The following is a 14,346-nucleotide window of genomic DNA, read 5'->3' on the forward strand; positions in this document are numbered from 1 at the left end:
TTAAACACCTCGTTGCCAGCGCAGAGGCTTCACTTGCATATCATCTCGCAGATATTGCACCCCAGCCACGACCACCTTGTCACCAATCTTGATGCCATCAAGCACCTCAATGCCATTGGTGGTGACGTTACCTAAACTGACCTCTTGAGATTTCACTAATCCTGTATCTGGATTGTAGGTCCAGATGATGGTTTTACCATCCAGATCTCGCTTGAAAACCGCACTCGCAGGCACAGTTGCGCCAGTGCTGGTTTGCACTTTCCCCGATAGAACTATGGTCAGTTCGGCGCTCATGCCAGGTAAAATGCTGATATCTTGCGGCGCAGGTAGGGTGAAAACCACCTCATAGCTTTGAGTCCCCGGCGTCACCTGAGTCGCAAACTCCTTTAAGCGTGCGGGATAGTGTTGCTGGGGATAGTTACTAAAGGTTACGCTGGGGAGCGCTGGTGCATTGGGATTAAAGCGGGTCACTTGGCTGGCCAATGACTCAGGCACCTGAATAACCACGTCGATAAAACTATCTTTTTGCAGGATCAAAATAGCTTGATTAGCTTGTACAATTTGATAGTTCTCAATCGATCTCTTTGCCACAGTACCGTTAAAAGGAGCCTTAATGATGGTGTAGCTGAGTTGATCTTGGGCGCTAGCAAGGTTGGCCGCTGCCGATTTTATCTGGGCCTTGGCTAAGTCATAGTCGGCTTGAGAGATAAGTTCACGGCGTAGCAGTTCACCTTTACGTTTAAAATCGGCGACTGCCAACTCGTGGTCCGCTTCTCTATTGAGCAAGTTATTGCGTGCATCTCTATCATCGAGTCTGGCAAGAATATCGCCCTTGTTCACCCTCTGACCCTCAACCAGTGAAAAGTCAGTTAGCTGACCCGAGAGACGAAATGACAGCTCTACCTGTTTGGTTGCCGCGACCTTGGCGGGAAAGCTGCGTAAGGCATCTTTGTTGATTTCGGTGATCTCCAGCAGCTTAACGGGACGAACACTCTCGGGAGTGATCTCGGCAGATTCTGTGCTGCAACCGGTAAGTACCAGAGTTAATACGAGTAGTGAAAGCGAGGTTGCCAGGTGTTTCATATCGTAAACTCCATCATTTGTGACAAGGTGTATCTAATTTGTGGCTAAGATAGCAGTGCTACATACTTAATAAAACGGAATTATGTGGAACCATGAGTTCCAAAAAATGAAACAGTATTGGCTTGATTTACCCATTGATTGTGTGCAAAGTAATATTGAATTGGGTTTGCCGCCTATTTATTGCTCGCGAGATCATCATGAAAACCGAAGATATTGCCCTGTTCCACCGCATCGTCGAGACTGGTAGTCTGGTTGAGGCGGCCGATATTCTCAATGTGCCCAAGTCGACCTTAAGTCGTCGCTTGCAGGCGTTAGAAGATGAGCTGAACGTAAAGCTGTTTCACCGCCAGAGTCGTGCCATGACCCTCACTGCATCAGGCAGTCATTTTTACAATAAGACCACCCCCATGCTAGCGACATTAGAGCAAACCTTCTCCGAGTTGTCGGGGCAGGAAGCAGCGGTCACAGGGCATCTACGCATCCTGATCTTTCCCATTCCGGAGATCCTGCACATCACCCATGCGATATTTGAGTTTATGGATCTCAACCCGGCGCTTACGGTGGAGATCATCGTGAGTTCTGAGCCTAAGGATATGATCAGAAACAACATCGATTTGGCCTTTATGCTCGAAGATGCGTTTAACGAGAATGAGATGGTGGCGCGTCACTTGATCACCGAAACCGTGCACTTCTTTGCCAGTCCTGAGTATCTGGCGCGAGCCGGGACGCCCACCCAACCTGAAGAGTTGGAAGCGCATAACTCGATTTTGTTTCGCTATCCCAATGGCAGGATCTTCAACGAAGTGCCCTTCGGTAAAGAAAGAAACATCTGGGTAAAAGGTAATCTGTGTGTCAATAGTCTGGGCACCTGCTTAGAGGCGACCTTGATGGGGCGAGGCATTTCCATGATGCCACTGCCGCTAGCGCAAGAATATGTGGAAAACGGTAGGCTAGTGATGCTATTCGACGATATTGAACCCTATGAGGGCAAGTGTTTCCTCGTCTACCCGTCACGACGTTTCATCAGCCTTGCCAGCCAACGCTTTATCGATCACATGATGAAGGCGTTAGAGGAGTGTATTCAAAGCGGCGCCTGTGATAGCGAAGCCAAAACCAAAGGTGCTATTAAGCCCTTGATTTAAGCGATGGCACTTGAGTTAAACCAGGACCTTTGAGCTAACTGATGGCATTAATCGGCACTAATGATCAGGCCAAAGGGCGCAAGTAACTGCTCTTGTTGCCACTGATTGATGATCACCCCCTCGAGTGGCACCACTCTTGGGTCGAGCCCATCGAGCTCGACTCGAGTCAGGTTGGCGCCGCGCAGTTCAAAACTGCCCCATTGTTCGGGAGAGAACTCGCCACCACTCAAGTCGGCGCCTTTCATCGAGGCGGCGTTTAAATGCGCCCCGCGCCAGCGATTATCAAACAGCTCACACTCTTCAAGCAGTACGCCATCGAAGTTGCTGTAGGCAAGATTACAGCCCGTGATATAAGCGCTACAAAAGTAGCTTTTCTGGGTGATATAGTTGGCGAAACTGGCACGATGAAAGTCGGCTCCCTGCAGGTTACTATCCCGAAACTCGGCGCCGAAACAGCGGCTGCCCTTAAACAGACTCATGCTCAAGTTACACTGCTTAAAGCTGGCATTGGTGAGGGTGGCGTAACTAAAATCACAGCCAAGTAGATCACCGCTCTCTACAAACTGACAATGGTCAAATTGGCAATCGGTGAGATCGCTATGGGTAAACTGACAGCGATAGAAATAACAATTTTTAAACTGATGATCCTGCAGATCTGCGCCACTAAAATCATGGTCGATATAATGCTTATCAGCAATGATATACATGGCTTATTCCTTAGCGCGTGTGAGTTTGTAGCAAATTTAGCTTAATGCTCAATCGATTGTGCGTGTTTAGCGGCCTTTTCTGGCTCACTGATGCGGCTAGCCAAAATATAACAGGCAATCCCCATCACAGTGTTCGTTACGGGAAGCGCCAATAGCAATCCTTTCACGCCCCCAAGGTAGGAACCTAATGCCGCTAAGGGCAGCAAGAGTAAAAACAAACGGCAGATATTTAACACCAGTGAACTCATGGGTCTATGATAGGCGTTGAGCGTGGTTGCCATTATGATCACCATGCCTAAAGGGCCGTAGGCGGCGGGCAGGGCGACAATGTAAAAAGTCAGCCACTCAATCACTTGCGGGTCATGACTAAACAACTCGGCAATCGGTGTCGCGCAAAACAGTAGGGGCAGGTAGATCAAGGTCTGAAACACCAGCACAAACTTAAGCGACAGCATTAAGGCCTGGCGAGCGCGTTCCGTCTGCCCCGCTCCTAAGTTTTGTGCCACAAAAGGCACCAGGCTTGAAGAGAGTGCCATTACGACAATTAACATCACCGACTCTAAGCGGGTGCCGGCGCCAAAGGCGGCCACGGCACTATGGTCGATACGTGCCAGCATCGCCATGATCAGGGCATTAGCCACTGGGTTTAGCAGGTTCATCAAGGCGGCGGGCTGGGCAATATGGGCCAGTTGTTTCCAGTTGCAGCGCATGCGGGCTAGATTAAACTCGGCAAACTCAACCAAGTTTCGTTTAATTATCAGCAGATAACCCGACAGCGACAGCGCGACTATCCAAGAGATTAAAGTCGCAATCGCAGCGCCTTGGATCTCTAAACGCGGAAACGGTCCAAGGCCAAAAATCAGCAGTGGGTCGAGCACTAAGTTGATGAGCGATGCCAGCGCCATGATCTTGGCCGGTGACTTAGTATCGCCTGTGGCACGCAGTCCTTGGTTGCCTACCATCAACAAGACTAGCAATGGCGCGCCTAAGTACCATAAAAACATATAGTCGCGGATAAGCGGTAGGCTCGAACTATTGGCGCCTAGCAGGGTAAACAGCGGGCCGATACAGAGGCTGCCCAGCAAAGATACCGCCGCGATTAACCAGAAGGTGAGCATTAAGGCATCGTGCAAAAACACCTTAGCTTTGTGGCTGTTGCCGCTGCCAATAAGCCGGCCTAAATTGGTCGACACGCCAGCCCCGATACCAATAGCTATGCTCGAGATAATCAAAGTAACCGGAAAGGTAAAGCTGATAGCCGCCAACGCCTCAGTGCCTAACTGACTGATGAAAAAGGTATCTATAAGACTAAACCCAAGAATGGTTAAGATACCAATCAGGTTCGGCAGGCTCATGTTTAGCAGTACACGACCGATTGGCTGGCTAAGTAGCCCGTGTCTGTCTCTCATTAAATACGGAATGCCTTGATTAAAGAAGGAGGGCAATTCTATCAGGGTTGGCTGATATTTTATAAAACCCAGTTAAAAAAAATGAGATTTTTTTTGTAAAGCCCTTGGATCTTGTTACGGCGATCCCCATATATGCAAACATCAGACGGTATAAGCCTTATGCCGTATTACTTTGATAAACCGCCAACGTTTGTTGGGCAAGAAAATCATTAGGAGAGTCCATAGATGAATATTCGTCCATTACATGACCGCGTCATTGTTAAGCGTTCTGAAGTTGAATCAAAATCTGCCGGTGGCATCGTACTTACAGGTAGCGCAGCAGAGCAATCAACTCGCGGTGTAGTCCTTGCCGTAGGCAATGGCCGAATCCTTGAAAACGGCACTGTTCAGCCACTTGACGTAAAAGTCGGCGACACGGTTATCTTCAATGAAGGCTACGGCGTGAAAAAAGAGAAGATCGATGGCGAAGAAGTCTTGATCTTATCTGAATCAGATCTAATGGCTGTAGTGGAATAATCCACTAAGTTACTTTCTATCCCAGTTAAACCTATTTTTTAAAGGATACAGAACATGGCAGCTAAAGAAGTTCTTTTTGGTAATGACGCACGCGTAAAAATGCTAGCGGGCGTAAACGTACTAGCCAACGCAGTTAAAGTTACCTTAGGCCCTAAAGGCCGTAACGTAGTACTAGACAAAAGCTTTGGTGCACCACTTATCACTAAAGATGGTGTGTCAGTAGCAAAAGAGATCGAACTAGAAGACAAGTTCGAAAACATGGGCGCACAAATGGTGAAAGAAGTTGCTTCTAAAGCCAACGATGCTGCCGGTGACGGTACCACTACTGCAACCGTACTAGCACAAGCTATCGTGACTGAAGGTCTAAAAGCCGTTGCGGCTGGCATGAACCCAATGGATCTTAAGCGCGGTATCGACAAAGCGGTTATCGCAGCGGTAGCCGAGCTTAAAAACCTATCTCAAGAGTGCAGCGACACTAAGGCTATTGCTCAAGTAGGTACTATCTCTGCTAACTCTGACGAGTCAATTGGTGAAATCATCGCAACAGCGATGGAGCGCGTAGGCAAAGAAGGTGTTATCACAGTTGAAGAAGGTCAAGCACTCGAAAACGAACTCGACGTCGTTGAAGGTATGCAGTTCGACCGTGGTTACCTATCTCCATACTTCATCAACAAGCCAGAAACCGGCAGCGTAGAGCTAGAAAGCCCATTCATCTTGTTGGTTGATAAGAAAGTATCAAACATCCGTGAACTACTGCCTATCCTTGAAGGTCTAGCAAAAACCGGTAAGCCACTGCTTATCGTTGCCGAAGACGTTGAAGGCGAAGCGCTAGCAACACTGGTTGTAAACAACATGCGCGGTATCGTTAAAGTGGCTGCTGTTAAAGCACCAGGATTTGGCGACCGTCGTAAAGCCATGCTACAAGATATCGCTATCCTAACTGGCGGTACTGTCATTGCTGAAGAGATTGGCCTAGAGCTTGAAAAAGCGACCCTAGAAGACCTAGGTACGGCTAAGCGCGTTATCATCACTAAAGATGACACGACTATCATCGACGGTAATGGTGAGCAAGAGCAGATCCAATCTCGCGTAGCACAAATTAAGATCCAAGCTGAAGAGTCAACTTCTGACTACGACAAAGAGAAACTACAAGAGCGTATGGCTAAATTGGCTGGCGGTGTTGCAGTGATCAAAGTCGGTGCAGCCACAGAAGTTGAAATGAAAGAGAAAAAAGCTCGCGTAGAAGATGCACTACACGCGACTCGCGCTGCAGTTGAAGAGGGTGTCGTAGCTGGTGGTGGTGTTGCACTTATACGTGTAGCGAGCAAGATTGGCGAAGTTGAAGTATTAAACGAAGACCAAAAACACGGTGTGGTTATCGCACTACGCGCTATGGAAGCGCCACTACGTCAAATCGCCACTAACGCTGGTGAAGAAGCGTCAGTTGTCGCTAACAACGTGAAGAACGGCACTGGTAACTACGGTTACAACGCAGGTAACGACACTTACGGTGACATGCTAGAGATGGGTATCCTTGACCCAACTAAAGTTACGCGTAGCGCGCTACAGTTCGCTTCATCTATTGCAGGCCTAATGATCACCACCGAAGCTATGGTGGGCGAAGTTGCTCAAGAAGCTGGTGCTGGCGATATGGGCGGCATGGGTGGAATGGGCGGCATGGGCGGTATGGGCGGCATGATGTAGTGCGACGAGAGTCGTGTAGGTCACTAACCTAGCAGGCTACACCGTAAGCAAGCACTAACAAGTGCTTGCTTCCATACCTGCAAAATTAGTAGTTGACACCGGTAATCGGTATGCATAAACCGATTGCCGGAATCTTCCTCGAAGATGTCGCGCAATTGTGTTTATATACAATTGGTTAAAGAAAAACGGCGACGCAAGTCTGCCGACAACACGTAATAGACAACTACAAACTTTAGTCGACTAGTTATGCAGTCGGGAAAAAGAAGGGCGATTAATATCTGCCCGCAAGGCGTTCCGCCATCCTCGTAGTGTGTCTTCCCAATTAAGAAAGCAATTCAATGAATACTCTAGCGGGTCTAATTAACCTGCCTGTGTACTTATGATTGTTTTATTCGATTACCTGTTCCATGTGTCAAATGATTACTGGAGTGATCTGCCGGTGTCAGCTGTTGAAGTTATTGTCTCGACTTGTTCCATTAAACAAGTAAGTGAGACCTAGCACTAGGTGACATTTGCGCATCCATGTACTTCGTAGTCCAGTTGCACCAATAGTGCTCCCTATATTGTTTGGCATTCACTCCCATCAATGAGAATTTTAGACTTTTCATAAACAGAAAATTGCATGGATCTCATAAATAGCCAGTTCGACAATCCATGTTTCTCGTTCATAAACTTATGACTACGTCATATTTACCCTATTTCATGCGCCGAGAGCACAAGAATTCTTTTTAATAGAGATAGTCCGCCCCAGCTTCGTGTTCGTAAGCACACTGTTATCACCGTTCTATCCCACAACATAAACTCGAAAGCCTTAACGCAACCGCTAAGACTTTCGAGTTTATGTTCGGTAGATAGGTGTATCAAAGTAGGCATGAGTTCGTCTTTTAATGACTGCTAGCTTTTATTAAAAGACGACAGATGACGTTGAGTCTTTGTAAGATTATAAAGAAAGGAGCTTTTCTATAATGGGAGTATTGGCTTCGGGAAAATCATAATCTTTCAATGCCTCTATGTATGCCCATGTAATGGGTTGGCCTTCAAGGCCTTCTGCTTCGCCTGAGAAGTCTTTTACCGAATGAATATCCAGAAGTACCTGTTTATCCGGATAATCGTGTGAGATGGTCATTAATGGCATGGTCGATATGACATTAAGATTAACTTCTTCTTTAAGCTCTCTGATTAAAGCTTCTGAGGTCGTTTCATCGTTTTCAACCTTACCACCGGGAAATTCCCATTTACCGCCTTGATGAAGATTGTCGGGTCTTTTAGCTAACAAAATTTGGTTAAGGTCGTTGAAGATTACGCCAACGGCAACATGAATTCGCTTCATTAATTGTCCTTAGTTATCTTTAATCAATTATCTTTAAAGAAATTTGCTTCGTCATAACCAAGAGAATCTAATGATTCTGCATCGAATTCAGGTTTAACTGGAATAGCATGTTTTTCAGATGCCCAGTCGCCGAGATCGATAAGTTTGCAGCGCTCACTGCAAAAGGGTTTGAATCTTGATTCTGCAGACCATTCAACTTCTGTTTGGCAAGTAGGGCAATTGACTACGGTTGGCATTAGGTTTCCATTAACACGTTTAACTGTGGGGTTAATGGTAATCAGTTTAGCCGCAGGTTGCCAACATAAAGTCGATGGTTTTGTCGGAATGTTTTTGCTGGTCAAATAATACGAAATGGATAGCGTAGCGATTGCGATTACCACTGATGGTTGGATAACAACCTTGAGATGCATCCAATCTAACTCGAATTAACGACAAGGCTTGGTTGCTGTTACCTTGATAAAATCCAGCTACTGCGGTTGCTGGATTATAATCTGTGGTTTTTCTTGTGAGTTCAAGCAGCAGTGTTATCGGCGTGAGTAAACAGGTGAAATGCGTTATCCAAGTTTTATATTGTTGCTGACGAATTTCCCAAGGTTTTGCTAACCAATAATGGAGTTGTGGTAGGTCAAAGTTGCAACAGGCTCCTGGCATTCCAAAGCGTTGGCGCAACGCCGATAAAAAACGGTCTTGTTTTAACGCTTGTCCAGGACGGCTACAGTCGAGTAAACATTTACGAGCATCTTGTAGTTGTGCGACATAGGAAATCACTTGCAGTTCGTCTATATGGGGCAGGCTTTTCCAATTTTTGAGGGTGATTAGTTGTTTGTCGATATCTTTGATGATTTCGCCGCGATAGTCACATCGTTCAGTTAAGTCACAGAGTGAAAAAAGAGGGTAAAAACATCGATGTTGATGATCTTGATCTAGATTGCTCTGCAGTTGATTGGCGAGATACTCAAGGCGCAAATAGCTGCGAGTCTTCTCATTAAGTGGTTGTTCATAGATCAATTCATTCATGACATTATCAAGTGCGATCTGCTAATTTTAAGTATTTATTATGCAATAAAGCGACCTTGCTTTTTAATGCTGATACAGTTCCTTGATTGTCGATGACATCATCAGCTTTTGCTAGTTTCTCGGCTCTACTGGTCTGACTGGCTATTATATTTTGTACTTGTTCTGCACTGACAGAATCTCTGTCCATGGTCCGTCTCGTTTGTAGCTCTGGCGAAATATCAACCACTAAGGTGCAATTGACTAACCTATCTAAACCATTCTCAAATAGCAAGGGGACAACTAAAATAGCGTAAGGTGAAGTCGCTTTTTTTAGTTGATCGAGCATCTCTTCTCGGATCATGGGGTGCAGTAGATCGTTAAGCCACTCTCGTTCGGATGGGGTGCTGAAGATCCGCTCTCTCAATGCCGCGCGATTAAGCTGACCGTTCTTAAGCAAAATGTTTTGGCCGAAGTGTTCGGCGATACGTGCTAGCCCGAGTGAGTCCTTGGCGACGACCTGTCTACTTACAATATCAGCATCGACGAGTGTGATACCTAAATCTGCAAAGAGATTGGCGACAGTGGTCTTGCCGCTGCCAATTCCACCTGTAAGACCGACGACAAAGTTAGACATGGAGATACTCTTGAGTGATAGGCTTCGGCATTACAGGGTCGACAGATACCAGTTAACTATCTGCTCGCCCCAGATCATCGCTATCCAGCCAGCAAGGGCGATATAGGGGCCAAAGGGAATTGGATTACCTGAGTTAATTCGCTTATTGATTATCAGTAACACGCCAACCACGGCGCCGACAACAGATGACAGCAGTATGATGAGTGGAAGCAGTTGCCAGCCAAACCAAGCGCCAAATACCGCCAGTAGCTTAAAGTCACCGTAACCCATACCTTCCTTACCAGTGAGTAGCTTAAAGCCCCAGAAGACGCTCCATAAGCTCATGTAGCCAGCGGCAGCGCCAATGATAGCTTCGGTTGGCGAGGTGAAGGTGCTATTAAGGTTTATGAGTAAACCTAGCCAGAGTAGTGGTAGGGTTATTTGATCCGGCAGCAGCATCTCATCGAGATCTATGCCCGTCAGTGCTATTAGGCCAAAGGTTAACAGTGTCGCAAACACAAACTGCTCGGTTGGGCCAAAATGGTAGGCTAAATAGGCTACTGCTAAACCTGTTATCGCTTCAATGATGGGGTAGCGTGCTGAGATTGAGGTTTTACAGCTGGCGCATTTTCCGCCGAGCATTAGCCAGCCTAATACTGGCAGATTATGCCAAGGTTTGATGTTAGTTTTGCATTTGGGGCAGGCAGAGCCCGGCACAACAAGATTATATTTTTCAGGGTAATCATCAATAGGCTTAACGAGTTTATCGGAAATCCCTTTAATGAGTGGCTGATGATACTCATTAAGGTACTGATTACACTCTTGTTGCCATTCACGCTTCATCATGATGGGCAAGCGGTGGATAACAACATTTAAAAAGCTACCAATGGTGGCAGCAAAAATAAAAGCGAGTGCGACAAACAGCAAAGGATACTGTGCCATTAATTGGATAAATTGGGTCATTATTATTTAGTCGATCAACTTTAGTTATTATGGTTAGATTTTAAAATTGCTCAGCTATGAGCTCGCTACGGCCTTAGCCTACTACTTTACCTAGTTGGAAGATTGGCAGATACATACCAACAATCAGGCCGCCGACTAAGGTGCCGATCACCACCATCATAATCGGTTCGATGAGACTCGATAAGCCATCGACGGCATCGTCTACCTGCATCTCATAGATGTTAGCCACTTTGTTGAGCATCTCATCGAGGCCGCCAGATTCTTCCCCAATCATCACCATCTGAATCAGCATATCGGGGAAAATTCCGGTTGTTCGCATGGCGACATTCATCTGCATGCCTGACATCACTTCTTGTCTGACCTTTATCAAAGCGCTTTTGTATACATAATTACCGGACGCGCCAGCGGCGGATTCTAATCCGTCAATCAGGGGTACACCTGCCGCAAAGGTGGTGGCTAAGGTTCTGGCAAAACGCGCCATTGCCGCTTTATGGAGGATGGGGCCAATTGCTGGGATTTTTAGTACTAGTTGATCAATCTGATTTCGAAATCCCTGCGATGTTAAATGAGCCCTTTTGAATGAAAAAAACGCTACGACGATGCCAATAACAAAGAAGTACCATGAGGTTTGTAGCCAACGTGACAACCCGATAATCAACTGGGTAAATGCGGGTAGCTCTGCGCCAAAACCATTAAAAATTTCTTCAAATTGAGGTACGACAAACAGGAGTAGGAGAGCTGTTACGCCCACAGCAACTATAACAACTGCGGCAGGATAGAACATGGCCTTTTTAATTTTGGACTTGAGTGCTTCGGCTTTCTCGCGATAGGTAGCGATGCGATCGAATACCGCATCGAGTGAACCAGAGTGTTCACCTGCCCCTACTAGATCTACATAGAGATCGTCGAAATATTGTCTGTGTGGCTTCAAGGAATCCGATAGTGGAATACCTGATTGTACATCGCTAACAATTGTTGCCAACAGTTCACGCATTCTGGGTTTTTCATGACCGCGACCGAGCATCTCCAAGGTGGTGACAATAGGAACGCCCGCCGCCAACATGGTCGCTATTTGCCGGGTCATCATGGCTATATCCATGGCGGTGATTTTGGGGTTGCTCTTAAACAGGGATTCAGGCTTTTTCCTGACGACTTTGGGATTTACCCCTTGGGATTTTAGCTGCGCCTTTACCTCGTTAACAGATGTTCCGCGGAGTTCTCCGGAAGTTTTATTGCCATCGCGGTTGGTGCCTTTCCACTCGAAGGTAACGACTTTAGGTTGCGCCTTTGCCGCTTTTTGCTTTTTACTTTTTATTTGAGCTTTACTCTTAGCAAGCGATGCGGTTGCCATGATAAATCCTTATTCTTAGGGTGCGAGGTACTAGCTGCATTTATCAATTAACATTAACAATTAAAAGCTAGTGACTCGGTTAATTTCGGCGATACTGGTCACCCCTGCTATTACCTTACGAAGACCTGAATCACGCAAGTCACGCATACCTTGTTGTTTAGCTATGGTAGCGATTTGTAGCGAGTTGCCTCCTTCCATAATAGTACGGGCTATTTCATCTGACATCTTCATTACTTCATAAATACCGACACGGCCCTTATATCCACCTGAGCAGAGGTCGCAGCCTACCGGTTTATAGACGGTAAAGCCTTCATCGATTTGTTCCTGGGTGAAGCCTAAGCGTAGGAGTTCATGCTCGGGCACCTCTTCTGGTGCTCGGCACTCGGTACATAAGCGGCGTGACAGGCGCTGAGCGATAATCAGATTGACCGAGCTGGCGATGTTATAGCCAGGAACGCCCATATTAATAAGTCGGGTTAAGGTTTCGGCCGCTGAGTTGGTATGTAGGGTTGAAAGCACTAAATGGCCGGTTTGGGCTGCCTTAATGGCGATTTCGGCAGTTTCTAAGTCTCGGATCTCACCGACCATGACGACATCTGGGTCTTGACGTAAAAATGAACGCAAGGCGGAGGCGAAGGTTAAACCTGCCTTTAGATTAATATGAACCTGGTTGACGCCTTCTAAGTTAATCTCTACCGGATCTTCGGCTGTGGAGATATTGCGCTCTTCTGTGTTAAGAATATTAAGGCCGGTATAGAGTGAAACGGTTTTCCCCGAACCTGTGGGGCCAGTCACTAAGATCATGCCTTGGGGCTTGGCCAGCATCTCTTCATAGAGTTTACGTTGATCATCTTCATAACCCAGTTTCTCGATGCCGAGCTGCGCCGATGAGGAATCCAAGATACGCATTACGATTTTTTCGCCCCAGATGGTGGGCAGGGTGCTGACACGAAAATCGATAGATTTGGTGCGAGATAGTTTCATCTTGATCCGGCCATCTTGGGGCACGCGGCGCTCGGCAATATCCAGTTTCGACATCACCTTTAAGCGAGCCGAAATTCGACCTGAGAGGTTGACTGGTGGCTCGGAGACTTCATGCAAGATACCATCGATACGAAAACGAATGCGATAACGTTTCTCATAAGGTTCAAAATGGAGATCCGATGCCCCTTTACGAATGGCATCGGTTAAAATTTTATTGATGTAGATAACAATCGGGGCATCGTCACTAGATTCCCCTTGTTGCTCTTCATGGCGCTTATCGGTATCGGTGATCTCGATTCCCGAGAGTGAATCTTCATCGATGCCGTCTAAATCCAGCGCGGAGATATCCTCTTCGAGCACTTTTTCTAGGGCCTTGGTGAGCTTATCATCTTCAACCAAGATGGCTTCGGCGTGCAGGCCTGCGCTAAATTGAAAGTCCTCTAAGGCGGCAATATTGGTGGGGTCTGATGTACCGATATAGAGGCGGTTACCGCGCTTAAACAGTGGTAGGCACTTGTGTTTTTCGATGAGTTTTCGATTGAGGAAATCTTCGGGAATACTGGCAATATCGAACTCATTGAGATCGAGCAGTGGGGTACCGTACTCTTCATAGCAGAGCTCAGCTATTTCACGAGCTGAAATGAGTTTTTCTGAAACTATGGTGGAAACAAGGGATTGTTTTGATTGACGAGATTTTGTTATTGCCGATGCAATCTGTTCTTCGCTTAGCAGTTGCTTGCGAATAAATAGAGTGGATAATCCTAAGTGAAGACCTGTTGTTGGCATCTGATATGCTTAACCAATCCATTAGTATTTGTTTGACTAATTAAACAGCACCGCCCTAGCTAGAAGGCGATGCTTATATTATTTTCCGGTTGCAACTTAATCTATGGTGTTACCATCGAAGCAGGAATATTCGCGCCATCTACACACTGCTCAAGCGTTGCACCGGTTGCACCTGTAGTTACTGTTGCTTTATAAGTGACTACGCCAAGATTGCTTACAGTTGCAGTAACAGTACAAGCACCTTCGTTAAAGGCAATTGTGCCGCCTACGGCTTCATCCCAACCGCCTGCAGTTGGAGCGGCTGTAGCTGGAGCAATTGTTACTTCAGTGTAGGTTGAGGCATCAGTTACAAGTGAAGCACAACCCACTCCAGACTGAACACATGCAACAGCTTTTGACGTAATCGAGCTAACTCCTTTCATTGCTGCACCACCATGAGCGGCACCAACATAATCGCGATATGCAGGTAGTGCAATTGCAGCGAGAATACCGATAATTGCAACAACGATCATTAATTCAATTAGGGTGAAACCCTTAGCATTACCCATCTTTTTGTTTAAGTTGAAACCTTTCATTTTCTCTCTCCGTTTGACAGAACGCTGACTCGATTCACCTAACCTATGGCTATTTGCGACTTATTGCAACTCATTACAACTGCACTGTTAACACAAACTGTTAATACAATTAGTGCTTAGCATTTGCAATTCTCAATCATTCGCTCTAACCACTTGTAACTTTAGTCTCAATGATAGTATTAACACT

At 46.4% G+C, this 14,346-nt stretch carries 14 protein-coding genes; 3 read left to right on the forward strand and 11 right to left on the reverse strand.

Annotated elements, in window-relative coordinates; genetic code table 11:
* Complete coding sequence (locus K0I73_RS02105) at positions 1-1,083, reverse strand: efflux RND transporter periplasmic adaptor subunit (RefSeq protein WP_220062908.1); 1,083 nt, start codon at positions 1,081-1,083, stop codon at positions 1-3.
* Positions 1,084-1,280: 197 nt separating this feature from the next.
* Between K0I73_RS02105 and K0I73_RS02110 the strand changes: the two genes are divergently transcribed.
* Positions 1,281-2,225: a LysR family transcriptional regulator gene (locus K0I73_RS02110; RefSeq protein WP_220062909.1), complete on the forward strand. Its 945-nt coding sequence runs from the start codon at positions 1,281-1,283 to the stop codon at positions 2,223-2,225.
* A gap of 47 nt (positions 2,226-2,272) precedes the next feature.
* On the opposite strand, the gene K0I73_RS02115 is transcribed toward K0I73_RS02110, so the two are convergent.
* Both K0I73_RS02115 and K0I73_RS02120 read right to left on the reverse strand, forming a co-directional pair.
* Complete coding sequence (locus K0I73_RS02115) at positions 2,273-2,932, reverse strand: Qnr family pentapeptide repeat protein (RefSeq protein ID WP_220062910.1); 660 nt, start codon at positions 2,930-2,932, stop codon at positions 2,273-2,275.
* Between the two features lie 41 nt (positions 2,933-2,973).
* Positions 2,974-4,341, reverse strand: coding sequence for an MATE family efflux transporter (locus K0I73_RS02120; RefSeq protein WP_220062911.1), 1,368 nt, complete (start codon positions 4,339-4,341; stop codon positions 2,974-2,976).
* A gap of 225 nt (positions 4,342-4,566) precedes the next feature.
* On the opposite strand from K0I73_RS02120, the gene K0I73_RS02125 reads away from it, so the two are divergent.
* Positions 4,567-4,857 (forward strand): co-chaperone GroES, encoded by a 291-nt coding sequence (locus K0I73_RS02125; RefSeq protein WP_220062912.1) that lies wholly within the window; start codon positions 4,567-4,569, stop codon positions 4,855-4,857.
* Between the two features lie 54 nt (positions 4,858-4,911).
* On the forward strand, positions 4,912-6,561 hold the full coding sequence (gene groL, locus K0I73_RS02130) for a chaperonin GroEL (protein WP_220062913.1): 1,650 nt from the start codon (positions 4,912-4,914) through the stop codon (positions 6,559-6,561).
* 940 nt (positions 6,562-7,501) lie between these two features.
* Here the strand turns inward: groL and mutT are convergent.
* The 8 genes from mutT to K0I73_RS02170 all read right to left on the reverse strand — a co-directional run bounded on the left by mutT (position 7,502) and on the right by K0I73_RS02170 (position 14,159).
* Positions 7,502-7,891: an 8-oxo-dGTP diphosphatase MutT gene (gene mutT, locus K0I73_RS02135; protein WP_220062914.1), complete on the reverse strand. Its 390-nt coding sequence runs from the start codon at positions 7,889-7,891 to the stop codon at positions 7,502-7,504.
* A gap of 23 nt (positions 7,892-7,914) precedes the next feature.
* Positions 7,915-8,127 (reverse strand): DNA gyrase inhibitor YacG, encoded by a 213-nt coding sequence (gene yacG / locus K0I73_RS02140; protein ID WP_220062915.1) that lies wholly within the window; start codon positions 8,125-8,127, stop codon positions 7,915-7,917.
* A 46-nt stretch (positions 8,128-8,173) separates the two neighbouring features.
* Positions 8,174-8,908, reverse strand: a complete 735-nt coding sequence (gene zapD / locus K0I73_RS02145) for a cell division protein ZapD (RefSeq protein WP_220062916.1) — start codon at positions 8,906-8,908, stop codon at positions 8,174-8,176.
* Positions 8,909-8,915: 7 nt separating this feature from the next.
* On the reverse strand, positions 8,916-9,521 hold the full coding sequence (gene coaE, locus K0I73_RS02150; protein WP_220062917.1) for a dephospho-CoA kinase: 606 nt from the start codon (positions 9,519-9,521) through the stop codon (positions 8,916-8,918).
* Positions 9,522-9,551: 30 nt separating this feature from the next.
* A complete protein-coding gene (locus tag K0I73_RS02155; RefSeq protein WP_220062918.1) occupies positions 9,552-10,463 on the reverse strand; it encodes a prepilin peptidase in 912 nt (303 codons plus the stop codon).
* 73 nt (positions 10,464-10,536) lie between these two features.
* Entirely contained in the window at positions 10,537-11,814 is a 1,278-nt protein-coding gene (locus tag K0I73_RS02160) for a type II secretion system F family protein (protein WP_220062919.1), read from the reverse strand.
* Positions 11,815-11,874: 60 nt separating this feature from the next.
* Positions 11,875-13,584 (reverse strand): type IV-A pilus assembly ATPase PilB, encoded by a 1,710-nt coding sequence (pilB, locus tag K0I73_RS02165; protein WP_220062920.1) that lies wholly within the window; start codon positions 13,582-13,584, stop codon positions 11,875-11,877.
* A gap of 101 nt (positions 13,585-13,685) precedes the next feature.
* Positions 13,686-14,159: a prepilin-type N-terminal cleavage/methylation domain-containing protein gene (locus K0I73_RS02170; RefSeq protein WP_434086693.1), complete on the reverse strand. Its 474-nt coding sequence runs from the start codon at positions 14,157-14,159 to the stop codon at positions 13,686-13,688.
* Positions 14,160-14,346 lie beyond the last annotated feature (187 nt).

The sequence above is a fragment of the Shewanella mesophila genome (assembly GCF_019457515.1).
Lineage (GTDB): Bacteria > Pseudomonadota > Gammaproteobacteria > Enterobacterales > Shewanellaceae > Shewanella > Shewanella mesophila.

Bases quoted from the DNA above. Each gene is read 5' to 3' on its own strand.
- K0I73_RS02105 (WP_220062908.1), bottom strand. From the start codon at position 1,083: ATGAAACACCTGGCAACCTCGCTTTCACTACTCGTATTAACTCTGGTA.
- K0I73_RS02110 (WP_220062909.1), top strand. From the start codon at position 1,281: ATGAAAACCGAAGATATTGCCCTGTTCCACCGCATCGTCGAGACTGGT.
- K0I73_RS02115 (WP_220062910.1), bottom strand. From the start codon at position 2,932: ATGTATATCATTGCTGATAAGCATTATATCGACCATGATTTTAGTGGC.
- K0I73_RS02120 (WP_220062911.1), bottom strand. From the start codon at position 4,341: ATGAGAGACAGACACGGGCTACTTAGCCAGCCAATCGGTCGTGTACTG.
- K0I73_RS02125 (WP_220062912.1), top strand. From the start codon at position 4,567: ATGAATATTCGTCCATTACATGACCGCGTCATTGTTAAGCGTTCTGAA.
- groL (WP_220062913.1), top strand. From the start codon at position 4,912: ATGGCAGCTAAAGAAGTTCTTTTTGGTAATGACGCACGCGTAAAAATG.
- mutT (WP_220062914.1), bottom strand. From the start codon at position 7,891: ATGAAGCGAATTCATGTTGCCGTTGGCGTAATCTTCAACGACCTTAAC.
- yacG (WP_220062915.1), bottom strand. From the start codon at position 8,127: ATGCCAACCGTAGTCAATTGCCCTACTTGCCAAACAGAAGTTGAATGG.
- zapD (WP_220062916.1), bottom strand. From the start codon at position 8,908: ATGAATGAATTGATCTATGAACAACCACTTAATGAGAAGACTCGCAGC.
- coaE (WP_220062917.1), bottom strand. From the start codon at position 9,521: ATGTCTAACTTTGTCGTCGGTCTTACAGGTGGAATTGGCAGCGGCAAG.
- K0I73_RS02155 (WP_220062918.1), bottom strand. From the start codon at position 10,463: ATGACCCAATTTATCCAATTAATGGCACAGTATCCTTTGCTGTTTGTC.
- K0I73_RS02160 (WP_220062919.1), bottom strand. From the start codon at position 11,814: ATGGCAACCGCATCGCTTGCTAAGAGTAAAGCTCAAATAAAAAGTAAA.
- pilB (WP_220062920.1), bottom strand. From the start codon at position 13,584: ATGCCAACAACAGGTCTTCACTTAGGATTATCCACTCTATTTATTCGC.
- K0I73_RS02170 (WP_434086693.1), bottom strand. From the start codon at position 14,159: ATGAAAGGTTTCAACTTAAACAAAAAGATGGGTAATGCTAAGGGTTTC.